The sequence below is a fragment of the Rhizomicrobium sp. genome (genome assembly GCA_037200045.1).
Classification (GTDB): Bacteria; Pseudomonadota; Alphaproteobacteria; order Micropepsales; family Micropepsaceae; genus Rhizomicrobium.
Window position 1 is genome coordinate 168742 of the sequence record JBBCHM010000002.1, and the last position, 22631, is coordinate 191372.

Genomic DNA, 22631 nt, shown 5'->3' on the forward strand with positions numbered 1-22631 from the left:
GGGGGCGGGCGCGTAAACCATTGAGATTGCTGCCGAAGGTCCGAACTTTGCTCAGGAAATCCGCTTACCTTGTCGTGATCGGGGCGTTCGTCGCGCTCCTCGCGGGCCCGACGCCGGCGCAAAACCTCTCCGGACCGCCCGGCGGAACCCCGCCGCCGGCCGCGGCAACGCCCTCCAATCCGCCGTCCGCGACGGCCACGCCGCCCAACCCGCCGCCCGGCGCGGTGCTCCAGCCCGATATGGGACCGAGCGACGGCGTCGCCGCCGTGGTCAACGATTCGATCATCACCGAATACGACCTGCACCAGCGCATCCTGCTCTACGTCTCGACCTCCGGCCAGCAGCCGACGCCCGAGGTCATCGCCAAGCTGCGGCCGCAGATCCTGGCGCAGCTCGAGACCGAGCAGCTCCAGATTCAGGAGGCGCGGCGCAAGAACATCACCGTGTCGCCGACCGACGTCGACAAGTCGATCGAGCGCATCGTCGGCGACAACCACATGACCAAGGACCAGCTCGCCGAGCTGCTCGGCAAGGGCGGCGTCCAGATGTCGACGCTGCGCGCCCAGATCGCGGTGCAGATCGCCTGGCAGAAGGCGGTGTCCGACGAGTTCCAGGACCGCGTGAACATCACGCCGCAGGACATCGACGCGGAGATGGCGCGCCTCACCGAAGGCGCCAACAAGACGCATTACCTCGTCTCCTCCATCTTCCTCGGCGTCGAAAATCCCGACGTCGACGCCAAGGTGCTGAAGGACGCGCAGGACATCCACGCCCAGCTCGTCTCCGGCGCCAATTTCGGCACCGTGGCGCGCCAGTTCAGCCAGAGCCCGACGGCGGCGGCCGGCGGCGATCTCGGCTGGGTCTATCAGGGCCAGCTTCCCGCCGAGCTCGACGCGCAATTGCAGAAGATGGAAGTCGGCCAGGTCAGCGAGCCGATCCGCTCGGTCGGCGGCTACTACATCATGGGCCTGCGCGACCGGGCGCTGGGCGCCAATGTCGTGCTGCCCGATCCGGCGACGCTGAAGCCGGTCGGCCCGCTCACCGTGGCGCGCGTGCTCCTGCCGCTGCCGCCCAACTCGCCCAAGCCATATCAGGAAAACGCCCTGAAGCTGGCGGTGCAGATCCACGACCACGTCAATGGCTGCGACATGCTGCCGAAGATGGCCGAGCAGGTGCGCGGCCTCGTCTATCAGGACATCCAGAAGATGGGCCTGAAGATCACCGATCTCAGCGCCGACATCCAGGCGGCGATCGCCAAGGCCGGGCCGGGCGAGGCGACGCCGCCCTTCAGCTCGCCGGCCGGCATCGAGATGATGGTCCGCTGCGACAAGCGCGCGCCCGAGCAGCACAAATTCAACCTGCCGAACCGCCAGCAGGTCGAGGAAAACCTGTTCGACGAACAGATCACGATGCTGTCGCGGCGCTATATCCGCGATCTGCGCCGCAACGCCAATGTCGAGACCAAGTAACGCCGCGCCGATCCTGATCACGATGGGCGAACCCGCCGGCATCGGGCCGGAAATCGCGGTCGCCGCTTACAAGGCGCTGAACGGCAAGGTCGGCAGCCATCCGCTCAAGCTGATCGGCGATCCCGAGGTGTTCTCCGCCTGCGGCTTTGGCGGCGAGGCGCTCGCCACCAAGGCGCGCGCCCATCGCATTCCCGGCCAGCCGGATGCGGCGAACGCGGCCGCTATCGTCGAAGCCATCGAGACGGCGGTGGCGCTGGCGATGGCCGGCGACGCCGCCGCCATCGTCACGGCGCCGATCAACAAGGCGGTGTTGGCCGCGGCCGGCTTTCCCCATCCCGGACACACCGAATTTCTCCAGGCACTCACCGGCGCGCCGCGCGCGGTGATGATGCTGGCGAGCGACGAACTGCGCGTCGTGCCGCTGACGATCCACATCCCGCTGGCCGATGTTCCGCGCGCCATCACGACCGCCGCCATCGTCGAGACCGCGGACATCATCCTGGCCGCGCTGAAGCGCGATTTCTCCATCGCGGCGCCCCGGCTGGCGGTCGCCGGCCTCAACCCGCATGCCGGCGAGGAGGGCGTGCTGGGCGGCGAGGACGGCACGATCATCGCGCCCCGCGGTGGCGGCGCTGAAGGCCAAGGGCCACGACGTGCGCGGGCCGCTGTCCGCCGACACGCTGTTCCATGCCGAGGCGCGGGCGCGCTACGACGCGGCGCTCGCCATGTATCACGACCAGGCGCTGATCCCGATCAAGACGCTGTCCTTCTGGGACGGAGTGAACGTGACGCTGGGCCTTCCCATCGTGCGCACCTCGCCCGACCACGGCACCGCGTTCGACATCGCCGGCACCGGCCAGGCCGACCCGCGCAGCATGATCGCCGCGATCCGGCTCGCCGCGAAGATGGCCGATGCCCGGGCCGGATAACCTGCCTCCCCTGCGCGAGGTGATCGCGGCGCATGGCCTTCAGGCGAAGAAATCGCTCGGGCAGAATTTCCTGCTCGATCTCAACCTCACGCGTCGCATCGCGCGGGCGGCGGGGGCGAATGACGGCGGCACGTTCTACGAAGTCGGCCCCGGGCCGGGCGGGCTGACCCGCGCGCTGCTCGCCGAGGGCGCGGCGCGCGTGATCGCGGTGGAGCGCGATCCACGCTGCCTGCCGGCGCTGGCCGAGATCGCCGCCGCCTATCCGGACCGGCTCACGGTCGTTTCCGCCGACGCGCTGGAGATCGATGAGGCCCGGCTGCTGGCCGACGCCGTCGCCGAGGAGCCGGTGCGCATCGCCGCCAACCTGCCCTACAACATCGGCACGGCGCTGCTGGTGAAGTGGCTCACGAGCGAAACCTGGCCGCCCTTCTGGTCGAGCCTCACGCTGATGTTCCAGCGCGAGGTGGCGCAGCGCATCGTCGCCAAACCCGATACCGAGCACTACGGAAGGCTGTCCGTGCTGGCGCAGTGGCGCACGACCGCGAAGATCCTGTTCGACGTGTCGCGCAGCGCCTTCGTGCCGCCGCCCAGCGTGACCTCCAGCATCGTGCGGCTGGAGCCGCTGGCCGAGCCGGTCGCGCCCGCGCGGCTGGCCGATCTGGAGCGCGTCACCCAGGCCGCCTTCGGCCAGCGCCGCAAGATGCTGCGCCAGAGCCTGAAGAGCCTTTGCCCCGACGCCGAAGCCCTCATCCGCGCCGCCGGCATCGAGCCGACCAGGCGGGCGGAAAATCTTTCAGTCGCGGACTTCGCGGCGCTGGCGCGGACATTCCCGAGGGCGACGCGCGGCGAGAACGCTCGCGGTCGATTCGAGCGGAATTGACCGCTATTGCTTGATGGCGGCGAAGCTCTGGGTGCTGCCGCGCAGTTCGTCGACGAACGTCACCGCCAGGGTCTTTCCATCGTGCGTCGTCATGGAATTGGTCGAGACGATCTTTCCATCGCGCATGTCCGTCTCCACGACGGTATCCGCGCCGGCCCGTGTTGCCGATACCGTGGTGATGCCGGGATCGCCAAAATAGGGCACCGCCGGTCCACCGAGCGTCGCGGTGTAGGACTGTCCGGTCGGCTGCGAAAACGAGAACCGATCGCCGTCAAGTCTCAGCGTGAACGTGATCGCGCTGTCCGAGAAACCTTCATATTTGATCGCGTGCCATTCGCCGGAAACGGCGTGCGCGCCGGCCGGCCCCTGCGTCACCCGCGCCTGGATGATGGTACCGCCCGCCGGTACGCCGTTGGCGGCGCTGCGGTCGTCGAGCACGGTCGTCAACGTCTGTCCATCCGCCGACACGGACATGGTGTAGACGAAGACGGCGTTGCTGGCCTTGCTCTCGGTTTCCACGATGTGGCGCGCATCGACGACCGTGATGGTCACGCGGTCGAAATAGGAATTTCCGCTCACCGGATGGTCGGTGCCGTCGGCGGCAACAGCGAACGGCGGCGCGCAACTCTTGCACGCAAAAATTCCGTCCTGCAGCAGGAAGACGTTCGGCTTGTCGGGAGCGCCCGCCGTGCCGGTGTCGATCTTCCACGTGCCGTCGAATGGACCGCCGGCCAGCGCCGCGCCCGGCAGCATTGCGATCGCCGCGGCCAGAACAATTGCTTTCATGGCGTCGGGCCTCCCTATCGGAAAGTATCCCAACCCCGTACGCGGCATGTTGAGACGACGTCAAGAGCGTGCCACACTGACAACAAGTCAGAACCAGAAATCGAAGGGAGAGCCGCGTGAAAAGCCAGGCCATCACCGAATTCGGCAAGCCGCTGCAGGAAATCGAGACGGCGACGCCCGTGCCGACCGGCACCGAGGTGCTGCTGAAAGTCCTGAACGCCGGCGTGTGCCATTCCGACGTCCACATCCATGACGGCTATTTCGACCTCGGGAACGGCGCCAAGCTGCCCATGGCCAACATGAAGCTGCCGCACACGCTCGGCCACGAGATCGAGGGCGAGGTCGTCGCCGTGGGTCCCGACGTGAAGGGCATCGACATCGGCGTGCGCTATGCGGCGTTCCCCTGGATCGGCTGCGGCAAGTGCCCGTCCTGCCTGCGCGGCGAGGAGAATCTGTGCATCGGCGGCCCGCGCCAGCTCGGCTGTTCGTCGGGCGTGGCCGGCGGCTACGCGACCCATGTCCTGGTGCCGCATCCCAAATATCTCATCGACTACGGCAAGACCGATCCGGCGCTGGGCGCGGCCTATATGTGCTCGGGCCTCACCGCCTATTCGGCGATGAAGCGCGTCGGCGCGCTCGGGCCGGACGACCAGGTGCTGGTGCTGGGCGTCGGCGGCGTCGGCATGATGGGCGTGCAGTTCGCCAAGGCGATGTTCCACAAGGGCCCGCTGGCCGCGGACATCATCGACTCGCATCTGGAAGCGGCCAAGAAGGCCGGCGCCTCGGCGACCTACAACACCAAGGAGCCGGACGCGGCCAAGAAGGTGATGGCCGACACCAAGGGCGGCGCCTATGCGGTGGTCGATTTCGTGGGCTCGGAGAAGAGCTTCGCCTTCGCCAGCCAGGCGGTGCGGCGCGGCGGCAAGGTGATCATCGTCGGGCTGTTCGGCGGCGCGATGAGCATGCCGCTGCCAATGTTCCCGTTCCGCACGATCTCCATCGGCGGCTCGATGACCGGCTCGCTGGGCGAGACGCTGGAGATGATGGATCTGGTGCGCGCCGGCAAGGTCGACCCGATCCCCTATTCCAAGCGGCCGCTCAGCGCGGCGAACCAGACGCTGGAGGATCTGCGCGAAGGCAAGATCACCGGCCGCGTGGTGCTGACGCCGTAGCAGCCCCCCTGTCATCCCCGGCCGAGCGAAGCGAGGGGAAGGGGACCCAGGTGGTCGTCGCACGAAAGCTGCGGCAGAATAGGCGCGATAGAAATTCGAGACCCGGGTAGCTTCAACGCCTGGGTCCCCTTCCCCTCGCTTCGCTCGGCCGGGGATGACAGTATGGGAGGCTGCTGATGCCCGAACAAATCCTCGAACCCGATCTGCCGATCGTCGATCCGCATCATCATCTGTGGGACCGGCCGACCGCGATCCTGAAGAACCTGCCGCCGTCCGAGCACGGCTTCATGGACATCATCCGCAACATCCCGCGCTATCTGTTCGACGAGCTGCTGAAGGACCTCAACAGCGGCCACAACATCCGCGGCACGATCTACATGGAATGCGGCGCGATGTACCGCGCCGACGGGCCGGACGCGCTCAAATGCGTAGGCGAGACCGAATTCGTCAACGGCGTGGCGGCGATGAGCGCCAGCGGCCTCTATGGCGAGGTGCGCGCCTGCGCCGGCATCGTCGGCCATGTCGATCTGCGCCTCGGCGCCGACACGGTGGAGGACGTGCTGCGCAGCCACATCGCGGCCGGCCATGGCCGCTTCCGCGGCATCCGCCACTCCGCATCCCATGACGAGGATCCCGGCGTGCTGGGTCCGCTGTCGGGCCGCAACACGGCGGGGCTCTATCTCGATCCGAAATTCCGCGAGGGCTTCGCGGTGCTGCACAAACTTGGCCTCTCCTTCGACGCCTGGCTGCTGGAGCCGCAGCTTCCCGATCTGATCGATCTCGCCCGCGCCTTCCCCGAGACGACCATCGTGCTCGACCATGTCGGCACGCCGCTCGGCATCGGCCGTTACGAGGGCAAGCGCGCCGAACGCTTCGGCGCCTGGAAGGAAAGCATCCAGACGCTGGCGGCATGTCCGAACGTCGTGGTGAAGGTCGGCGGCCTGCCGATGCCCTTCGCCGGCTTCAAGCTGCGCATGCGCGAGGACGACCCGCCGTCGGAAATCCTGGCGGCGCAGTGGAAGCCCTATGTCGAGACCACCATCGCGGCGTTCGGCGCCGACCGCTGCATGTTCGAGAGCAATTTCCCGGTCGACCGCTTCGGCTGCGACTACGCCAGCCTGTGGAACGCGTTCAAGCGCCTCGCCAGCGGCGCCTCCGCCGACGAGAAGACGGCGTTGTTTAGCGGCACGGCGAAGAGGGTGTATCGCGCGGCGATCGGATAATCGGAGCGCCGGCTGCCTTACCTGCAACAGGCTGGACGTATCCTCTCCCGCGTGCGGGAGAGGTATCCTATCGCGTCAGCTCCGCCACGAATTCGCCGACGCCGACCAGGCGCGTGCGGCGGGCGCGTTCGGCTTCCAGGATCGCCTTGACCTGCGACAGCGCGCGGTCGACCTCCCGGTTGACGATCACATAGTCGTATTCCGGCCAGTGGCTGATCTCGCTCGCCGCCTTGGCCATGCGGCGCGCCACCACCTCGTCGGAATCCTGCGCGCGGGCCTTCAGCCGGCGCTCCAATTCGTCATGGCTCGGCGGCAGCACGAAGACGCTGACAAGATCCTGGCGGGCGCGTTCCGCCAGTTGCTGCGTCCCCTGCCAGTCGATGTCGAACAGCACGTCGCGGCCCGCGTCGAGCGCCGCCATCACCGGCGCCCTCGGCGTGCCATAGCGGTGATCGAAAACGGTCGCATGTTCGAGAAAATCGCCGGCCTTCACCATCTCCTCGAATTGCAGGTGTTCGACGAAGAAATAGTCCCGGGCCTCGACCTCGCTGGGCCGCTTGGCGCGCGTCGTCGCCGACACCGACATGAAGATGCCCGGATCGCTTTCGAGCAGCCGGCGCGCCAGCGTCGTCTTGCCGGCGCCCGACGGCGACGACAGGACCAGCATCAAGCCGCGCCGCGCGATCTCGCTCATTCGCCAAGCCTATTCGACATTTTGCGCCTGCTCGCGGAACTGGTCGATCACCGCCTTGAGCGCCAGGCCCAGCCGCGTCAGCGCGATGTCGGACGACTTGCTGCACAGCGTGTTGGCCTCGCGGTTGAACTCCTGCGCCAGGAAATCGATCTTGCGTCCGACCGCCTCGCCGGACGCGAGCAGCGCGCGCGCTTCCTGCACATGCGCCGACAGCCGGTCGAGCTCCTCGCGGATGTCGGCCTTGACGGCGAGCAGCGCCACTTCCTGTGCCAGCCGGTCGTCGGAGAGGGTGCCGCCGGCCAGCATGTCCTTGATCTGCGCCGCGAGCTTGTCGCGCAGCGCCGCCGGCTGGGCCGCGGCGAGCGCCCGCGCCTCGCCGGTCAGCCGCGCGATCTCGTCGATCTGGCCGGTCAGCACGGCGAGAAGCTTGTGCCCCTCCGTCGCACGGGCGCGAGCGAGCGCGTCGAGGGCGGTCGCCAACGTCTCCAGGATCGCGGCGTCTCGCGCGCCGCGCTCGCGCTCGTCGGCGGGGATCACGTCGTCCTGCACGATCACGCCCTTGAGCGCGAGAATCCCGTCGATGCGCGCCGGCGCGAGGCCGGTCTCGGCCGCGACCTCGCGGGCGATGCGGATGGCCGAGGCCAGCGCGGCGGGATCGACGCGCAGGCCCCGCGCGCTTTCGCCGAGCTCGAAGGTCAGCGCCGCCTGGAGCGAGCCGCGCTTGAAGCGCTCGCCGGCCAGGGTGCGCGCCGCCGCCTCCAGCCCGTCGAAGCCCTGCGGGGTGCGCAGGCGCACGTCGAGGCCGCGGCCGTTGACGCTCTTGACCTCCCAGCGCCAGCGCGTGCCGTCGCGGCTGCCATGCGCCTCGGCGAATCCGGTCATGCTGACGATGCTCATGGCGACTCCGATCTTTTCGAAAGATAGACCCGGCGAGCAAATGCCGCAAAGCCGAAGCATAAAAATTTGGCACGCGGAGGCGCGGAGACGCGGAGAGTCAAAGACGCTAACTCCGCGTTCTCCGCGGCTCCGCGTGAATCAATCGCGCTGCGCGCGGCTGGCAGGTGATGACGTCACAGATGCGGAACCGTCGGTTCCGGCATCACCGGCTTCAGCTTCTCGAGCCGCTCGCGGGCGCGCAGCGCGGCGACGTTGCGGTTCTGGTCGGCGACGGTGGCCGAGAACACATGCCCGCCGGTGCCGCTCGCCACGAAATACAGGTCGTTCGTCGTGCCGGGATTGAGCACCGCGGCGATCGAATCCTTGCCCGGATTGCAGATCGGCGTCGGCGTCAGCCCCGCCACCGCATAGGTGTTGTAGGGCGTCACGCGGTTCAGCTCGCTCATGCGGATGCCGCGGCCGAGTGGATAGCCGCCGGTGAGCGAATAGATGATCGTCGGATCGGATTGCAGCTTCATGCCGAGGCGCAGCCGGTTGACGAAGATCGCCGCGATGTGGCGCCGCTCGGCCGGCAGCGAGGTCTCCTTCTCGACGATGGAGGCGAGGATGATCGCCTCGCGCACCGTCTTGTAGGGCAGGTTCGCGTCGCGCCGGGGCCACAGCCGGGCGATCAGCTTCTTCTGCGCCGCCGTCATGCGGTCGAGGATGTCCTGCCGGGTCGCGCCGCGCAGGAAGAGATAGGTCTCGGGCAGCAGCGTGCCTTCCGCCGGCACCGCGACGGGATCGCCCGTCAGCTCGGCATCGGCGTTGATCAGCTTGGCGATCATGTCGCTGGTCAGGCCCTCGGCGGCGGTGATCTTGTGCTCGATCGACTTGCCGGCGATCAGGATGTCCATGATGTCGCGCATGCTGGCGCGCGACGGGATCGCGTATTCGCCGGCCTTGAGCGCCGCGGTGGTGCGGCGCAGGCGCACGCCCCACAGGAACAGGTCGGGATTGGCGATCACGCCGTCCGCCTTCAGCGCGTCGGAGATGCCGCGCAGCCCGATGCCGGGCTTGATCACGACGTCGGTCTCGGCGCCGGCCGGCGCCGCCGGGCCCGGCGCGTCGAAATTGGTCTCCTCCCAGAACAACGCGCCGCCGGCGAGGCCGGCCAGCAGGATCAGGACGACGAGGAGGCGAAGCAAGACGCGCATGGGCTAGAGTATCACCTCAATTCCCTTGCGCTGGATGACGTTCAAAAGCGCAAGGGCCGCGCCGGTGGGATGCTTGGCGCCGCGTTCCAATTGCGAAACATAGCCGGTCGTGACGTTGAGGCAATGGGCGAACGCCGCCTGGCTCATATTCGCGCGCTCCCGCATGGCACGTATCTGCGCGCCGGACAGCGGCTTGGGCGGCGCCAGCCGGCCCAGAAGCCGCTTGGTGATCTTCTCGTGTTTCTCCTTCGACATGATACCCGAACGCAACATGTCGTCCGCCGTTTCCAGTAGCGCTTCCGCCAAACGAGATTTGGCCTTCATTCCCTAATCTCCTGTATCGAGCCCTTGTCGAGCGAGACTTCGAGTGTCGCGACGCTCATCGAAAGCCACTCTTCCGCAGTCTCCCTCAGAGCTTCCAATTCGTCGGCATCGATATTTTCGCGATCGCTCTTTGCGAAAGCAAAAACGAAAATCGCGCGGTCCCCACGACGAAACGCGATGAGCGTCCGATAACCACCTGACCGCCCTCGTCCCGGACGGGCGACGCGTTGCTTGATGACGCCTCCGCCCAGATCGGCATCGATAAGACCTCTTTCGGCGCGCTCGATGGCATCGCGCAAAGATGAATCGGCGATGCGCTCTTGCCGTGCGTATCGGACAAACCACCTGGTTTTGTATATCCGCACGGACGCTCCTAGCACTATAAACTATAGTACTTTGAACTATATTTCAAGAGGCCGCAGACGGCGAAACTCAATCCGCGCGCGTGAAGATCAGCGCGGCGTTGGTGCCGCCGAAGCCGAAGGAGTTCGACATCGTCACGTTCACCTCGCGCTCCTTCGGCGTGCGCGGCACCAGATCGAGTTGGGTGGTGCCGTCCGGATTGTCGAGGTTGATGGTCGGCGGCACGATCTGGTCGCGCATCGCGAGCAGGCAGAAGATCGCCTCCACCGCGCCGGCGGCGCCGAGCAGATGGCCGATCGAGGATTTGGTCGAGGACATCGAGACCTTGGCCGCGGCGTTGCCGAGGAAGCGCTCCACCGCGCCGGCCTCGATATAGTCCGCCATGGTCGAGGTGCCGTGGGCGTTGACGTAGTCGATGTCCGACGGCGACAGGCCGGACTTCTTCAGCGCCATCGTCATGGCGCGGAAGCCGCCATCGCCGTCTTCCGACGGGGCGGTAATGTGGAAGGCGTCGCCGGACAGGCCATAGCCCTTCACCTCGCCATAGATCTTCGCGCCGCGCGCCTTGGCGTGCTCGTATTCCTCCAGCATCACCGCGCCGGCGCCCTCGCCCATCACGAAGCCGGAGCGGTCCTTGTCGTAGGGCCGCGAGGCCTTTTCGGGCGCGTCGTTGAAGTCGGTGCACAGCGCGCGGCAGGCATTGAAGCCGGCGATGCCGAGCCGGCAGATCGCCGCTTCGGCGCCGCCCGCCAGCATCACATCGGCGTCGTCGAACGCGATCAGCCGCGCCGCGTCGCCGATGGCATGCGCGCCGGTGGCGCAGGCCGTGACCACCGAATGGTTCGGGCCCTTGTAGCCGTGCTCGATCGAGGCATAGCCGGAGATCAGGTTGATCAGCCGCCCCGGGATGAAGAACGGCGACAGCCGGCGCGGCCCCTTGGTCTCGACCAGGAGCGCGCCTTCCTCGATGCCGGGAAGCCCGCCGATGCCCGAGCCGATGAGCACGCCGGTGCGGCAGCGCTCGTCCTCGGTCTTCGGCTCCCAGCCGGAATCGCGCACCGCCTGCTTGGCGGCGGCCAGGCCGAAGACGATGAAATCGTCCATCCGGCGCTGTTCCTTGGGGTCCACCCACTGGTCGGCGTTGAACGTGCCGTCCGTCCCGTCGCCGCGCGGCACCTGGGCCGCGAAGCGGGTGGCGAGGTCGTCGGTCCGGAATTTGGTGATCGGCCGCGCGCCGGACTTGCCGGCGAGCAGGCGCGACCATGTTTCCTCGACGCCGCAGGCGAGCGGCGTGACGAGGCCAATTCCGGTGACGACGACTCTACGCATGCGGGTGGGTGGGGAGGGGGACGTCAGGCGGTGGCCGACTTGTCGATGTACTTCACGGCATCGCCGACGGTGACGATGGATTCCGCCGCGTCGTCGGGGATTTCGATGCCGAATTCCTCCTCGAACGCCATGACCAGCTCGACGGTGTCGAGACTGTCCGCACCGAGGTCCTCGATGAAGGACGCGTTCTCGGTGACCTTGTCGGCCTCGACGTTGAGGTGTTCGACGACGATCTTCTTAACGCGTTCCGCCGTATCGCTCATGGTATTGTAAGCCTCTCCTTGGAATAGCCTGCCGGGGTTAGGGTTGCGGCCCGCAGGTAGGGCCCTCACTGATAAAGCATGTGGGGTCGGCGGGTTTCGTAACACAAAGGCTCGCCGCCTGCTACAACAGGGTTAAGTATTTGAATTGACTGTCAGATCATGGCCATTCCGCCGTTGACCTGGATGGTCTCGCCGGTCGTATAGGCCGCTTCCTCGCTCGCCAGATAGACCACCGCGGCGGCGATTTCGGCCGCAGTTCCCATCCGCCCGGCCGGGATGCGGGCGGCGATGGCGTCCTTCTGGGCGTCGGTCAGGGCGTCGGTCATCGCGGTCGCGATGAAGCCCGGCGCCACGGCGTTGACGGTGATGTTGCGCGACGCGACCTCGGCCGCCAGCGACTTGGTCATGCCGACCAGGCCTGCCTTGGCGGCGGCATAATTGCCCTGCCCGGGATTGCCGGTGGCGCCGACCACCGAGGTGATCGAGACGATGCGGCCCCAGCGCTTCTTCATCATGCCGCGCAGCACGGCGCGGGAGAGCCGGAAGGCGGCGGTGAGGTTCACCGCGATGACCTGGTCCCATTCCTCATCCTTCATGCGCAGGAAGAGGTTGTCGCGGGTGATGCCGGCATTGTTGATGAGGATGTCGATGGGCGCGCCGGCGGCGGCTTCCGCCGTCTTCACCAGCGCCTCGACCGATTCCTTGTTGCCGAGGTCGCAGGTCGCGGCGAAGGCGCGGCTGCCGAGCTCGGCCTTGACCGCTGCGAGCGCCTCGGCGCGGGTGCCGGAGAGCACGACGCTGGCGCCCTGCGCGTGCAGCGCCTTGGCGATGGCGCCGCCGATGCCGCCGGACGCGCCGGTGACGAGAGCGGTCTTGCCGGTGAGATCGAACATCAGAGGCCTTTCACGAAAGCTTCGACATCCGCCGGCGTGTCGAGCGTGACCGTGGCGAGCTCCTTGTCGATGCGCTTGACCATGCCGGTGAGCACCTTGCCGCCGCCGAACTCGACCGTCGTCGTCACGCCATAGCCCTTGAACGCCAGCACGCTCTCGCGCCAGCGCACGCGGCCCGTCACCTGCTCGACGAGCAGGCGGCGGATTGTTTCCGGCTCGGCGGTCTCGGCCGCCGTCACATTCGCCACCACCGGCACGGCGAGCGGGCGGATCGTCACCGCCGCCAGCGCCTCGGCCATCTTGTCGGCGGCGGGCTGCATCAGCGGGCAGTGGAACGGCGCCGAGACGTTGAGCGCCATGGCGCGCTTGATGCCCAGGGCTTTGGCGATCTCGGGCGCCTTGTCGATCGCGGATTTGCTGCCGGAGACCACGACCTGGCCCGGCGCGTTGTCGTTGGCGACGACGCAGACGCCGCCGCCCGCCGCCGCGCATTGCCTTGCGAGTTCTTCAGCCTGTTCGATCTCGGCGCCGAGCAGCGCGGACATCCCGCCCTCGCCGACCGGGACCGCGCTCTGCATCGCCCGGCCGCGCGCCTTCAGCAGCCGCGCCGCGTCCGACAGCGAGAACGCGCCGGCGGCGCACAGCGCGGTGTATTCGCCGAGCGAATGGCCGGCGACGAGTCGCGCGTGTTTGGCGAGATCGAGTCCCGCGTCCTTCTGCAGCGTGTGGATGATGGCCATCGAGGCCGCCATGATCGCCGGCTGGGCGTTCTCGGTGAGGACGAGGTCGCTCTCCGGCCCCTCCCACATCAGCTTGGAGAGGTTCTGGCCGAGCGCGTCGTCGACTTCCTGGAAGACCTCGCGGGCCGGCGCGAACGCCTCGGCGAGCGCCTTGCCCATGCCGACGGCCTGGGAGCCCTGCCCCGGAAAGATGAACGCGCGTGTCATGGCGCGTGGCATTAAATGGCGGCGGCGCAAGAGGCAAGTGGCAAGTCGCGCCGCCGATGTTCTGCTAGAGTTCTGCCCTCTTGGAGGGGGACCGCATGCGCCGCGCAGACACCGCCCATCTGGCATTGCTGCTCGCAGCGCTGGCCGCCGCCTATGCGCTGCCGTTCGAGCTGGTCCTGTTGTCCTATGCCGTCCTCGGCCCGGCGCATTATTTCACCGAGATCTCCTGGCTGCACGACCGCGGCTATTTCCTGCCGCGCCGCGCGCTGGCGGCGGTTCCGGCGGCGGTCGCCTTCGGGGCGATGTTCATCGCCACGCCCTACTGGCTGGGCGTGACGCTGTGGTGCGTGTTCGCCGCCTGCGCCATCGCGGCGACGACCTCGCAGCCGCGCACCGCCGCGCTGTACGGCACGCTCGCCGCCGCCGCCACACTGGCGATGATCGCCTCGGATGTGCCCTTCGCGCTCGTCGGCATCCTGCTGCCGACCTTCATCCATGTCTGCGTCTTCACCCTGGTCTTTATGTCTTTGGGCGCTGTGCGCAGGGGCAGCGGCGTGCAGTTCGCCATCCTCGGCGCCTATGTCGCGGCGATCGTGCTGATCCTGGCCGTGCCGCCCTGGGCGGGCTCGGTCCTTCCCGGCCTGGCGCGCGTCGCGCGCGAGAATTTCGGCGATGTGGCGCCGGCGCTCGGCGCGCTCGTCGGCGTGCCGGACCTGACCTTCGGCGGCCGCGTGACCGGCCTTCTGTCCTTCGTCTACACCTATCACTACCTCAACTGGTTCATCAAAGCCGATGTCATCCGCTGGTCGAATATCCCGCGGCCGCGCCTGATCGCGATCGCGATCCTGAGCGCCGCGTCGACCGCGCTCTATTTCTACGACTTCGACATCGGCATCCTGGTGCTGCTCCTCATCAGCATGCTCCATGTCCTTTTGGAATTCCCGCTCAACGCCGTCAGCATCGGCCAGCTCGGCGCCTACATCCTTGGGCGCGGCGCGATCGGCAAGCCGGCGTGATCAGGCGAGCGCCACGCCCTTCACCGTTATCCGGTGCATCAGGCGTTCCTCGCCGTGATAGTCGTTCAGCGCGAAGTGCCACGTCGCGCGGTTGTCCCAGAACGCGACCGAACCGGGCCGCCATTGAAAGCGGCTCTGAAATTCCGGCTTCATCGCATGCGCGAACAGCTTGTGCAGCAGCGGACGGCTCTCCTCCGTCGACTGGCCCTCGAAGCGGATGGTGAAGCCGGGATTGACGTAGAGCGACTTGCGCCCGCTGAGCGGGTGGGTGATCACCACCGGATGCAGCGCCTTGCCGACGGCCGCGTCGTTGGCGAATTCCCGGCGCTCGGGATTGTCGTAATAGGCCTTGGAGCCGAAGATATGCGCGTTGGAATGCACGGCCTTGAGGTCGGCGATCTCCGCCTTGGTCTCGTCGTCGAGCGCCGCATAGGCCGCGACCATGTCGGCGAACATGGTATCGCCGCCCGCTGCCGGCAGCACGCGCGCCACCAGGATCGAGCCCATGGCCGGGATCTGGTCGTAGGAATGGTCGGTGTGCCAGCCGCCGCCGATATTGGTCTTCTGCTCGCGCTCCTTCTTCACCGCGGCGATCTCGCGATAGCCTTCGATGTGCGGGAAGAATTTGTTGATGTCGATCTCGCCCCAGCGCCTCGCGAAGGCGATGTGGTCGTCCTCGGTCAGGCTCTGGTCGCGGAAGAAGATCACGCCGTGCTCGGCATAGGCGCGCTTGAGCGCCGCCATGTCGGCTTCGCTCAGCCGCCGCAGGTCGACGCCCAGCACCTCCGCGCCGCAGCCGCCTTCGTATCTGCGCACGCTCGCGCCCATCGCATCCTCCGTTCCCGGCCGCGAAAGATAGCGAGGCGGACCCGCCGCGCAAGGCAGGCGTTGCCGCAACGTCAGGCGTTCAGCCGCGTATAACGCTCCAGCGCGGCGGCGCGGCCGGCGAAGGTGATGGTGCGGCCGACCAGCACCACCAGGACCGCCGCCCCGATCAGGCCCAGCGACAGCGTGCCGAGGCCGGCGGTGAAGCTCCCGGTCTCTTGCTTCAGCCAGCCCATGATGTTGGGCCCGAAGAAGCCGCCCAGATTGCCGATCGAATTGATCAGCGCGATGCCCGCCGCCGCGGCGGGGCCGCCGAGAAAGGCCGGCGGCAGCGTCCAGAACACCGCCGCCCCGGCATAGGCGCCGATCAGCGCCAGCGTCATCGCGGCCAGCGCCAGGAGCGGCGCATGGAACAATGCGGCGCCGCCAAGGCCGGCCGCACCGGCCAGCGCCGCGACGGCGATGTGCCAGACGCGCTCGCTCCTGGCGTCGCTGTGCCGGCTCCACGCCACCATCGCGAACATGGTCGCGAAATAGGGCACCGCCGCGACCAGCGTCGTGTCGAAGATGCTGAACCCCATCTCGCGCACGATCAGCGGCAGCCAGAAATTGATCCCGTACTGCGCCACCACCAGCCCGAAATAGATTCCCGACAGCATCCACACGCGGGCGTCCTTCACCATCGGCAGCAGCTCGGTGTGGTGCTGCTCCGGCTCCTCGGCGAACGCGTCCGCGATCGCGCCGCGCTCCTCCTCGGTCAGCCATCTGGCGTCCGCCGGCCCCTTGGGCAGCCACAGGAGCACGAGCACGCCCAGCACCAGCGACGGGACACCTTCGATCAGGAACAGCCACTGCCAGCCATGCAGATGGTGAAAGCCCTCCATCCCCAGGATCAGCCCGGAGAGCGGCCCGCCGATGACGTTGGTCAGCGGCACGGCGGCGAGGAACAGCGCGACCAGCCGCGCCCGCAGCGGCGAGGGAAACCAGGTGGTGAGATAGAACACCATGCCCGGAAAGAACCCGGCCTCCGCCAGGCCCAGCAGGAAGCGCACGGCATAGAAGCCGACCGGGCCGGTGACGAAGGCGTTCGCCATCGAGACCACGCCCCAGGTCAGCATGATCCGGCTGATCCAGATGCGCGCCCCGACCCGCTCCAGAATCACGTTGGACGGCACTTCGAACAGGAAATAGCCGATGAAGAAGATGCCGGCGCCGAAGCCGTAGATCTCCGGCGTCAGCCCGATGTCCTTGTTCATCGTCAGCGCCGCGGAACCGATGTTCACCCGGTCGAGATAGGCGACGATGTAGAGCAGCGCCATGAACGGCATGAGTCGCCATGTGACCCTTGCAAACACCCCGCGTCCCATTCAAATCCCCCGGCTTTCGGCCGACTATGACGGCGCCGGGCGCCCTCGCATAGCCGGGCCTTCAAGCGGCTGATACAGTCCTTGTTCATGCTGCGTTCAGGAAAAAGGTTGGAACATGGACTTGCGAGGGGTTGGGAACTTCGGAGCGCGCGGGTACGTTAACGCTGCCGTGCCTTCCAACTTTCAAGAGGGAGAGTTCATGAAAACACTACTTACCGCCGCGGTACTCGCCGTCGGCCTTATGGGCGTCACCGTCACGGCGGCCGATGCCTATCCTCACCATCACGGCTGGGGGCATCATCGTCATTGCACGTCGTGGGGATGGCGTCACCATCATCGCGACCGCTGGTGCCGCGGCTGGGGCTGGTAACCGTCCATTCAACTCCTAAAGGGGGATCATACATTGAAGAACGTCATCGCTTCCGTATTCGCATTGGGTCTGCTGGCCGCCTCGGCCATGCCGGCCGCCGCTCTGTCCATCCACATCGGTGGTGGCCATCACGGCCATCGCCATTGCACGAGCTGGGGCTGGCATCACCATCACCATGACCGCTATTGCCGCGGCTGGGGCTGGTAAGCACCGGACATCGGTTCGAATCGGGGCGCGAAGCCATGCTTCGCGCCCCTTTTCGTTTCAGGGCGTTTCGTTTCAGGGCCTGGGCGTCGCGCCCATCCGGTCGAACAGGAAGGTCCGTGCGCGGGCCATCGGCCGCCAGGCGCCGCCCTTGCCTCCCCAGGCCCGTTCCCCTATAAGCCCCGCCTTCATAGCGGCTGCGGTCGCCGGAACCTGCCCCTCTTCCATTCGAAGAAGCGGCGGGTGTGCGCATGGTGCGTATTCCGGGCGATCCGAGGCAGTGACGGGTGTCCGCCCCGATCTGTTCCGCAGCCCGGGAAAGGACGGACATGGCTCTCTACGAGCATCTCCTGATCGCGCGCCAGGACATCAGCGCGCAGCAGGTCGACGCGCTGGCGACCCACCTCAAGACCATCGTCGAAGGCGAAGGCGGCAAGGTCGAGAAGCAGGAATATTGGGGCCTGCGCGGGCTCGCCTATCGCATCAAGAAGAACCGCAAGGGGCATTACGTGCTCCTCAACATCAACGCGCCGTCCAAGGCCGTCGTCGAGCTCGAGCGTCAGCTCAAGATCAACGAAGACGTGCTGCGCTACATCACGGTGAAGGTCGATGCGTTCGAGGTCTCCTCGAACAAGAACCGCCGCGACGACCGCCCCGAGGGCGAGCGCAAGCCGGAAGGCGCCGAAACCCAGGAGGCCGCATAATGTCGTATGGTGGTGATCGTGCCGGCGGCGGTGGCCGCGAGGGTGGCGGACGCGAAGGCGGACGTGGCGGCGAAGGTGGACGCGAGGGCGGTCAGCGCCGTCCGTTCTTCCGCCGCAAGAAGACCTGCCCGTTCTCGGGCGCCAACGCGCCGAAGATCGACTACAAGGACGTGAAGCTGCTGCAGCGCTTCATCTCCGAGCGCGGCAAGATCGTGCCGTCGCGCATCACGGCGGTGTCCAACAAGAAGCAGCGCATCCTCGCCAACGCCATCAAGCGGGCGCGGTTCATGGCGCTGCTTCCCTATGTGCTGAACTAGGGGCGACGACGATGCAAGTGATCCTGCTCGAACGCGTCGAGAAGCTCGGCCAGATGGGCGACGAGGTGAAGGTCAAGGACGGCTTCGCCCGCAACTATCTGCTGCCGAAGAAGAAGGCGCTGCGTGCCAACAAGACCAACCGGGAATTCTTCCAGGGCCAGAAGGCGCAGCTCGAAGCCCGCAACCTGGAACAGAAGAAGGAAGCCGAGGCCGTGGGCAAGAAGCTCGACGGCAAGACCTTCGTCCTGATCCGCCAGGCCGGCGACCGCGGCCAGCTCTACGGCTCGGTCTCCACGCGCGACATCGCGACGGTGATCTCGGAAGGCGGCGTCAGCGTCGACCGCACCCAGGTGCCGCTCGACACCGCGATCAAGACGATCGGCCTGTTCAAGGTCAGCGTCCGCCTGCACCCGGAAGTCCGCGTCAGCGTGACGATCAACGTCGCGCGCAGCGAGGACGAGGCCGAGCGCCAGGCCCGCGGCGAGGACGTGCTCGCCGAGCGCACCGAGGCCGAGGAGGCCAAGGTCGCCGCCGAGGAACTCTTCGAGGAAGGCGCCGCGCCCAAGCCGGAAGGCGAGGAAGAGACCGCGGAAGCCGAATAGGGCTCCCGATCCGACACGACACGACACGAAATGGCCGGCCGCGAGACCGGCCATTTTTTTCAGGCATTGGGAGATCGCATCCGGACTATCCCTTAGTTGCAACCGATCCATGCGGAACTTAGTTCTCTATTGTCGACCGGAATGAAAACATGAAAGACGATACGATCCGCGCCGAGCGCATGGCGACGCCGCCGGCCTTTCTCAAGCCGTGGAATACCCCCATCTTCCGGCGCCTTGACGTCGCGAGATCCGAGACCGGCGCGAATTCAAGCGCGGACCTCAACGCCACTTTCAGCTGACGCCCGGCGCCGGGAACACGTCCAGCAGATCGCGATAACCGCGCCGCGCCATCTCGGTCAGGCAGTCGTGCCGCTCGATCCCTGGAATGGGATGGAGGGTGACGCCGCGCAACCCCGCCAAATTGCCCGCGTGCATCCGGTCGCGACGGTTCTGAGCGCTGTAGTAGATTTCGATGCGCGGGCCGTTGGCGCGGGCTCGAACCAGCGGGCGCAGATCCTTCATCATCGGGCGGACAGTCTCGATCAGCCGCTGAAGCGTGTGCGCGCTGCGCGCCACGCCAGGGCTGACCGTCGGCAGCATGAGCGTCGCCGGTCCGAACGCCAGCGCGCCGTCGGCATCCAGATCCAGCGCCGCGCGGATCGCGGTATAGCCCGTCGCCGAGCCGCCCAGCGTGATCAGCCGGCGCGTTCCCAGCTCGGCCGCCAGCGCGCGGATGCCGCCCAGCATCGCCTGGTAACCCGGCCCGAAACGGTCGGTGCCCGCCAGATGGAAGACCTGGCGGCTGTCGTAAAGATAGAGCGCGTTCACGCCGCGCGACGACAGCATCGCATGCACGCCGTTCAAGGACAGCCCGAGCGCGCTGGACGGCAGCGCAAAGCCCACGACCAGCGTATCGGACGACGGCTCGCGCACGAGGATGGAATTCTCGGCCGGGGAGACCCAGCCGGGGACATCGGGACGGCCCTTCGCGCGGGCCTCCGCCATCAGGTCGATGGCCGCCAGATAGCCGCGCGCCAGAGGCCCCATTTTCGCATGATCGAGGAGCCGGCCAAATCCGGCGCGCGCGCCCTCCAGCCGGTTGCGGGCCATCAGGTAGAACGCCGCCTGAAACACCTGGTTGAGCGAGGCGGCGGGGTCGGCCGCGATCGTCTCCGCCTCGTCGATCGCGGAATTCGAGCGCCGGCCCAGGCGAGCGCAGCGCAAGAGGCCGGCTTCGACCTCGCTGTCGTCGATGCCGCGCGCCCGCGCGTCGAACAGGGTGCGCTCCGCCGCGTCGAAATCGCCGCGCTCGGTCGCGGCCTGGGAGATCTTCAACGGCCACGCCGCGCGGCCGGGCTGTTCGCGCTCCAGGGCGCGCCAATGCGCCGTCGCGGCGAGCGCATCGCCCCGCCGCCACGCGAACTCGGCCTGGCGCTCGGTCTTCCGCGATCCCGACAACAGCGCGATCGTCGCTCGCAGCCACGCCGCCCGAAGCGGAATGTCGGTCCGGCCACGCAGCCTCAGAAAGCCGCTGATCGCGAGAAAGGCCGAACGCGACGTCATCGCGCGACCCACAGGTTCCGGCGGTTCCATCCCGATCTTCACGCCTGACGGCTCCGGTCCGCGATGCGGGACCGGAACGGTCATGCGCCCGCCGAGCGGCGGCGGCAAGCGCTACTTGATGGCGGTGGCGATCAGGCTGGTGCGCTGGTTCCACTGGAACTGGCTTTGCACCAATTGCAGGCCGATGAGCGCGGTGGCGCCCAGCTTGGCGCCCTTCTCCTTCAGCTCGTGGAGCGCCTCGTCGTAGGACTTCTCGTTCACGCCTTCGACGCTGGCATAGACGACGCCGAGTTCCACCTCGCTCGGCTCACGGTGTTGCAAAGTGCTGACGCGCATCGCTCGTCCCCTAATTTCCGCCGTCGACGGCTTTGTAGACCGACAAGGAATGTTCGAATGGTCCGGGCTCCAGCGCCAGCGCGCCCTGGAACGGCTTGGCCAGGATGATCGTGATGAACAAGAGCATGCCGATCATGAGGGTGAGCACGGCCGACATCACGACATGCGGCCACCAGGTGTCCATGTAGAGCATGCAGCTCATCGCCACCACGATCGTCGCGCCGCCGACCAGCCCGAGCCACAGCACCCACGGCACCGCCTCGCCGGCCTGGAGCGTGCGCTTGTTGCGCGCCGCGGTGACGAGGGAGAACTGCGAGAGGAACTCGCGGTTGATCGAGGAGTTCGCGACGTCCGGCGGCATGTTCGCGTATTCGCGGTAGATATTGGCGATCTGGCGCCGCGCTTCCGGCGCCGCGCCGCCGGTCTTGGCCTGGATATCCCATTCGGTGCTCACCACCGCCTCGGTATAGGCGCGGATATGCTCGCGCATGGCCTTGATCTCGTCGGGCACCATGCCGTTGGTCTGGCGGTACATGGTGGTGAGCGTCGAGGCTTCGAGCGCCACGTTCTCCTTCGCGTCGCCATAGGCTTCCCACACGACGACCACCAGGAAGCCGAGCATCACGGCGTAGATCGTGCCGGCGGTCAGGAACAGCGGGACCAGGACATCATTATGCCCCTCGCGAACCTTCTCATGCAGGAATTGTCGGGCGGCGAGCACGATCAGCGCGGTCAGTATCGCGGGCGCGATGACGACCAGAAGTCCGAGCACAAACGTATTCAATATGTATTCCTCCGCCCGCCTGGCGACTTGCGGATCGCGGCGAACCTATAGGAGCACGCGCCGTGCAACGTGTAATCGCGTCCATGTTTCGGCATCCCGTAAAACTGGTAAACGCCGTCTTTACCGGAACTCGCGGCCCGGCCCCGGACGGCAAGATTGCCGTCGTTTCGCCGCCCGACATCGGCTATAAAGCCGCCGACCGGTCAAGGACCGCCGCCGCCCACCTGACGCCCAGCGCCGTGGACAGGCCAGTTCCCAGGAAAATCGATTCAGCCAGCGAGGAACCATGTCCGTCGTCGTCCAGACCAAGCGCGTCACCGTGCCGGAGATCCGCGCCCACAAGAACGAGAGGCCGATCGTCTGCCTCACCTGCTACCACGCCCACACCGCCCGCCTGCTCGACGATCACGTCGATCTCATGCTCGTGGGCGACAGCCTGGGCATGGTGATGTACGGCATGGAGAGCACGGTCGGCGTCACGCTCGACATGATGATCGGGCACGGCAAGGCGGTGATGCGCGGCAGCCGCCACGCCCTCGTCGTCGTCGACATGCCGTTCGGCTCCTATGAGGAGAGCCCGCGGATCGCGTTCCGCAACGCGGCGCGGGTGATGCAGGAGACCGGCTGCACCGCGGTCAAGATGGAGGGCGGCACCCGCCTCGCCGAGACCGTGCGCTATCTGACCGAGCGCGGCATCCCGGTGATGGGCCATATCGGGCTGACGCCGCAGGCCGTGAACCTTTCCGGCGGCTTCCGCGCCCGCGGCCGCACCGAGGCCGAATGGCCGGCGATCGAGGCCGACGCGAAAGCCGTCGCCGAGGCCGGCGCCTTCGCCATCGTGCTCGAAGGCATGGCCGAGCCGCTGGCCGCCAAGATCACGAGCCAGATCGCCGTCCCGACCGTCGGCATCGGCGCCTCGCCGCGCTGCGACGGCCAGATCCTGGTGATGGAAGACATGCTGGGGCTCAACCCCAGCCCGCCGAAATTCGTCCGCCAATACGCCAATCTCGGGCCCGAGATCGAGCGGGCGGTGAAGGCCTATGCCGCCGACGTCCGCGACCGCTCCTTCCCGGGCAAGGAAAACGTCTACACGATGAAGAAGGCGGGGTAGCCTCGCCCCCGCTCCGGGCGTGGGAGATTGCGGAAAGGCAAGTTGCGCCCGCGCGCCCGAGCGGCTA

The 22631-nt window shown here is 67.3% G+C and carries 28 protein-coding genes and 1 pseudogene; 13 read left to right on the top strand and 16 right to left on the bottom strand.

Annotated features, from left to right (window positions below; genetic code table 11):
- Positions 1-47: 47 nt before the first annotated feature.
- Positions 48-1469: a peptidylprolyl isomerase gene (locus tag WDM86_16110; GenBank protein ID MEI9991555.1), complete on the top strand. Its 1422-nt coding sequence runs from the start codon at positions 48-50 to the stop codon at positions 1467-1469.
- A 66-nt stretch (positions 1470-1535) separates the two neighbouring features.
- Here the strand turns inward: WDM86_16110 and WDM86_16115 are convergent, their stop codons facing one another.
- Positions 1536-2081 carry a hypothetical protein gene (locus tag WDM86_16115; GenBank protein ID MEI9991556.1) on the bottom strand — a complete coding sequence of 182 codons (546 nt, stop codon included), beginning with the start codon at positions 2079-2081 and terminating at the stop codon, positions 1536-1538.
- Between the two features lie 11 nt (positions 2082-2092).
- Between WDM86_16115 and WDM86_16120 the strand changes: the two genes are divergently transcribed.
- Both WDM86_16120 and rsmA read left to right on the top strand, forming a co-directional pair.
- A complete protein-coding gene (locus WDM86_16120) occupies positions 2093-2398 on the top strand; it encodes a 4-hydroxythreonine-4-phosphate dehydrogenase PdxA (protein MEI9991557.1) in 306 nt (101 codons plus the stop codon).
- Complete coding sequence (rsmA, locus tag WDM86_16125) at positions 2382-3278, top strand: 16S rRNA (adenine(1518)-N(6)/adenine(1519)-N(6))-dimethyltransferase RsmA (protein MEI9991558.1); 897 nt, start codon at positions 2382-2384, stop codon at positions 3276-3278. The genes WDM86_16120 and rsmA overlap by 17 nt, the downstream gene beginning before the upstream one ends.
- Positions 3279-3281: 3 nt before the next feature.
- On the opposite strand, the gene WDM86_16130 is transcribed toward rsmA, so the two are convergent.
- Positions 3282-4064 carry a hypothetical protein gene (locus WDM86_16130; protein MEI9991559.1) on the bottom strand — a complete coding sequence of 261 codons (783 nt, stop codon included), beginning with the start codon at positions 4062-4064 and terminating at the stop codon, positions 3282-3284.
- Between the two features lie 116 nt (positions 4065-4180).
- Here WDM86_16130 and WDM86_16135 point away from each other — a divergent pair, with 116 nt between their 5' ends.
- Together WDM86_16135 and WDM86_16140 are read left to right on the top strand one after the other, a co-directional pair.
- Complete coding sequence (locus tag WDM86_16135; GenBank protein MEI9991560.1) at positions 4181-5236, top strand: alcohol dehydrogenase; 1056 nt, start codon at positions 4181-4183, stop codon at positions 5234-5236.
- A 176-nt stretch (positions 5237-5412) separates the two neighbouring features.
- The gene (locus tag WDM86_16140; GenBank protein MEI9991561.1) at positions 5413-6459 is read left to right on the top strand and encodes an amidohydrolase family protein; all 1047 of its coding nucleotides are present in this window, start codon (positions 5413-5415) and stop codon (positions 6457-6459) included.
- A 67-nt stretch (positions 6460-6526) separates the two neighbouring features.
- Here the strand turns inward: WDM86_16140 and gmk are convergent, their stop codons facing one another.
- The 9 genes from gmk to fabD all read right to left on the bottom strand — a co-directional run bounded on the left by gmk (position 6527) and on the right by fabD (position 13365).
- A complete protein-coding gene (gene gmk, locus WDM86_16145; protein MEI9991562.1) occupies positions 6527-7153 on the bottom strand; it encodes a guanylate kinase in 627 nt (208 codons plus the stop codon).
- A 9-nt stretch (positions 7154-7162) separates the two neighbouring features.
- Positions 7163-8050 carry a YicC/YloC family endoribonuclease gene (locus tag WDM86_16150; GenBank protein ID MEI9991563.1) on the bottom strand — a complete coding sequence of 296 codons (888 nt, stop codon included), beginning with the start codon at positions 8048-8050 and terminating at the stop codon, positions 7163-7165.
- 173 nt (positions 8051-8223) lie between these two features.
- Positions 8224-9246, bottom strand: coding sequence for an endolytic transglycosylase MltG (gene mltG / locus WDM86_16155; protein MEI9991564.1), 1023 nt, complete (start codon positions 9244-9246; stop codon positions 8224-8226).
- Positions 9247-9249: 3 nt separating this feature from the next.
- Positions 9250-9570, bottom strand: a complete 321-nt coding sequence (locus tag WDM86_16160; protein MEI9991565.1) for a helix-turn-helix domain-containing protein — start codon at positions 9568-9570, stop codon at positions 9250-9252.
- On the bottom strand, positions 9567-9935 hold the full coding sequence (locus WDM86_16165) for a type II toxin-antitoxin system RelE/ParE family toxin (protein ID MEI9991566.1): 369 nt from the start codon (positions 9933-9935) through the stop codon (positions 9567-9569). The genes WDM86_16160 and WDM86_16165 overlap by 4 nt, the downstream gene beginning before the upstream one ends.
- Before the next feature lie 67 nt (positions 9936-10002).
- Positions 10003-11262 carry a beta-ketoacyl-ACP synthase II gene (gene fabF, locus WDM86_16170; GenBank protein MEI9991567.1) on the bottom strand — a complete coding sequence of 420 codons (1260 nt, stop codon included), beginning with the start codon at positions 11260-11262 and terminating at the stop codon, positions 10003-10005.
- Positions 11263-11285: 23 nt separating this feature from the next.
- Complete coding sequence (locus WDM86_16175; protein MEI9991568.1) at positions 11286-11525, bottom strand: acyl carrier protein; 240 nt, start codon at positions 11523-11525, stop codon at positions 11286-11288.
- A 152-nt stretch (positions 11526-11677) separates the two neighbouring features.
- The gene (gene fabG, locus WDM86_16180) at positions 11678-12418 is read right to left on the bottom strand and encodes a 3-oxoacyl-[acyl-carrier-protein] reductase (GenBank protein ID MEI9991569.1); all 741 of its coding nucleotides are present in this window, start codon (positions 12416-12418) and stop codon (positions 11678-11680) included.
- Complete coding sequence (gene fabD / locus WDM86_16185) at positions 12418-13365, bottom strand: ACP S-malonyltransferase (protein MEI9991570.1); 948 nt, start codon at positions 13363-13365, stop codon at positions 12418-12420. Before fabD ends, fabG begins: the two co-directional genes overlap by 1 nt.
- A gap of 95 nt (positions 13366-13460) precedes the next feature.
- Between fabD and WDM86_16190 the strand changes: the two genes are divergently transcribed.
- On the top strand, positions 13461-14381 hold the full coding sequence (locus WDM86_16190; protein MEI9991571.1) for a hypothetical protein: 921 nt from the start codon (positions 13461-13463) through the stop codon (positions 14379-14381).
- Here the strand turns inward: WDM86_16190 and WDM86_16195 are convergent, their stop codons facing one another.
- Together WDM86_16195 and WDM86_16200 are read right to left on the bottom strand one after the other, a co-directional pair.
- Positions 14382-15197 (bottom strand): TauD/TfdA family dioxygenase, encoded by an 816-nt coding sequence (locus WDM86_16195; GenBank protein ID MEI9991572.1) that lies wholly within the window; start codon positions 15195-15197, stop codon positions 14382-14384. It lies immediately after the preceding gene.
- A gap of 83 nt (positions 15198-15280) precedes the next feature.
- Positions 15281-16534 carry an MFS transporter gene (locus WDM86_16200; protein ID MEI9991573.1) on the bottom strand — a complete coding sequence of 418 codons (1254 nt, stop codon included), beginning with the start codon at positions 16532-16534 and terminating at the stop codon, positions 15281-15283.
- 238 nt (positions 16535-16772) lie between these two features.
- On the opposite strand from WDM86_16200, the gene WDM86_16205 reads away from it, so the two are divergent.
- From WDM86_16205 to WDM86_16230, 6 genes and pseudogenes are all read left to right on the top strand, one after another.
- Positions 16773-16943: a hypothetical protein gene (locus WDM86_16205; protein MEI9991574.1), complete on the top strand. Its 171-nt coding sequence runs from the start codon at positions 16773-16775 to the stop codon at positions 16941-16943.
- A gap of 33 nt (positions 16944-16976) precedes the next feature.
- A complete protein-coding gene (locus WDM86_16210) occupies positions 16977-17150 on the top strand; it encodes a hypothetical protein (GenBank protein MEI9991575.1) in 174 nt (57 codons plus the stop codon).
- Positions 17151-17476: 326 nt separating this feature from the next.
- Entirely contained in the window at positions 17477-17851 is a 375-nt protein-coding gene (gene rpsF / locus WDM86_16215; protein ID MEI9991576.1) for a 30S ribosomal protein S6, read from the top strand.
- A 95-nt stretch (positions 17852-17946) separates the two neighbouring features.
- A pseudogene (gene rpsR / locus WDM86_16220) lies at positions 17947-18168 on the top strand (30S ribosomal protein S18).
- Between the two features lie 11 nt (positions 18169-18179).
- A complete protein-coding gene (rplI, locus tag WDM86_16225) occupies positions 18180-18770 on the top strand; it encodes a 50S ribosomal protein L9 (GenBank protein MEI9991577.1) in 591 nt (196 codons plus the stop codon).
- Between the two features lie 149 nt (positions 18771-18919).
- The gene (locus WDM86_16230) at positions 18920-19069 is read left to right on the top strand and encodes a hypothetical protein (protein ID MEI9991578.1); all 150 of its coding nucleotides are present in this window, start codon (positions 18920-18922) and stop codon (positions 19067-19069) included.
- Here WDM86_16230 and WDM86_16235 read toward each other — a convergent pair.
- The 3 genes from WDM86_16235 to WDM86_16245 all read right to left on the bottom strand — a co-directional run bounded on the left by WDM86_16235 (position 19062) and on the right by WDM86_16245 (position 21453).
- Entirely contained in the window at positions 19062-20333 is a 1272-nt protein-coding gene (locus tag WDM86_16235; GenBank protein MEI9991579.1) for a hypothetical protein, read from the bottom strand. The genes WDM86_16230 and WDM86_16235 overlap by 8 nt on opposite strands.
- Positions 20334-20444: 111 nt before the next feature.
- Complete coding sequence (locus tag WDM86_16240) at positions 20445-20669, bottom strand: hypothetical protein (protein ID MEI9991580.1); 225 nt, start codon at positions 20667-20669, stop codon at positions 20445-20447.
- Between the two features lie 10 nt (positions 20670-20679).
- Positions 20680-21453, bottom strand: coding sequence for a hypothetical protein (locus WDM86_16245; protein ID MEI9991581.1), 774 nt, complete (start codon positions 21451-21453; stop codon positions 20680-20682).
- A 286-nt stretch (positions 21454-21739) separates the two neighbouring features.
- On the opposite strand from WDM86_16245, the gene panB reads away from it, so the two are divergent.
- Positions 21740-22564, top strand: a complete 825-nt coding sequence (gene panB / locus WDM86_16250) for a 3-methyl-2-oxobutanoate hydroxymethyltransferase (protein MEI9991582.1) — start codon at positions 21740-21742, stop codon at positions 22562-22564.
- Positions 22565-22631 lie beyond the last annotated feature (67 nt).

Coding starts and splice junctions, on each gene's coding strand:
- fabG (MEI9991569.1), bottom strand. CDS start 12,418: ATGTTCGATCTCACCGGCAAGACCGCTCTCGTCACCGGCGCGTCCGGC.
- rsmA (MEI9991558.1), top strand. CDS start 2,382: ATGCCCGGGCCGGATAACCTGCCTCCCCTGCGCGAGGTGATCGCGGCG.
- WDM86_16130 (MEI9991559.1), bottom strand. CDS start 4,064: ATGAAAGCAATTGTTCTGGCCGCGGCGATCGCAATGCTGCCGGGCGCG.
- WDM86_16160 (MEI9991565.1), bottom strand. CDS start 9,570: ATGAAGGCCAAATCTCGTTTGGCGGAAGCGCTACTGGAAACGGCGGAC.
- fabD (MEI9991570.1), bottom strand. CDS start 13,365: ATGACACGCGCGTTCATCTTTCCGGGGCAGGGCTCCCAGGCCGTCGGC.
- WDM86_16200 (MEI9991573.1), bottom strand. CDS start 16,534: ATGCCGTTCATGGCGCTGCTCTACATCGTCGCCTATCTCGACCGGGTG.
- gmk (MEI9991562.1), bottom strand. CDS start 7,153: ATGAGCGAGATCGCGCGGCGCGGCTTGATGCTGGTCCTGTCGTCGCCG.
- fabF (MEI9991567.1), bottom strand. CDS start 11,262: ATGCGTAGAGTCGTCGTCACCGGAATTGGCCTCGTCACGCCGCTCGCC.
- WDM86_16190 (MEI9991571.1), top strand. CDS start 13,461: ATGCGCCGCGCAGACACCGCCCATCTGGCATTGCTGCTCGCAGCGCTG.
- rpsF (MEI9991576.1), top strand. CDS start 17,477: ATGGCTCTCTACGAGCATCTCCTGATCGCGCGCCAGGACATCAGCGCG.
- WDM86_16230 (MEI9991578.1), top strand. CDS start 18,920: ATGAAAGACGATACGATCCGCGCCGAGCGCATGGCGACGCCGCCGGCC.
- WDM86_16235 (MEI9991579.1), bottom strand. CDS start 20,333: ATGACGTCGCGTTCGGCCTTTCTCGCGATCAGCGGCTTTCTGAGGCTG.
- WDM86_16150 (MEI9991563.1), bottom strand. CDS start 8,050: ATGAGCATCGTCAGCATGACCGGATTCGCCGAGGCGCATGGCAGCCGC.
- WDM86_16175 (MEI9991568.1), bottom strand. CDS start 11,525: ATGAGCGATACGGCGGAACGCGTTAAGAAGATCGTCGTCGAACACCTC.
- WDM86_16240 (MEI9991580.1), bottom strand. CDS start 20,669: ATGCGCGTCAGCACTTTGCAACACCGTGAGCCGAGCGAGGTGGAACTC.
- WDM86_16140 (MEI9991561.1), top strand. CDS start 5,413: ATGCCCGAACAAATCCTCGAACCCGATCTGCCGATCGTCGATCCGCAT.
- rplI (MEI9991577.1), top strand. CDS start 18,180: ATGCAAGTGATCCTGCTCGAACGCGTCGAGAAGCTCGGCCAGATGGGC.
- WDM86_16115 (MEI9991556.1), bottom strand. CDS start 2,081: ATGATCGTGCCGTCCTCGCCGCCCAGCACGCCCTCCTCGCCGGCATGC.
- WDM86_16205 (MEI9991574.1), top strand. CDS start 16,773: ATGAAAACACTACTTACCGCCGCGGTACTCGCCGTCGGCCTTATGGGC.
- mltG (MEI9991564.1), bottom strand. CDS start 9,246: ATGCGCGTCTTGCTTCGCCTCCTCGTCGTCCTGATCCTGCTGGCCGGC.
- panB (MEI9991582.1), top strand. CDS start 21,740: ATGTCCGTCGTCGTCCAGACCAAGCGCGTCACCGTGCCGGAGATCCGC.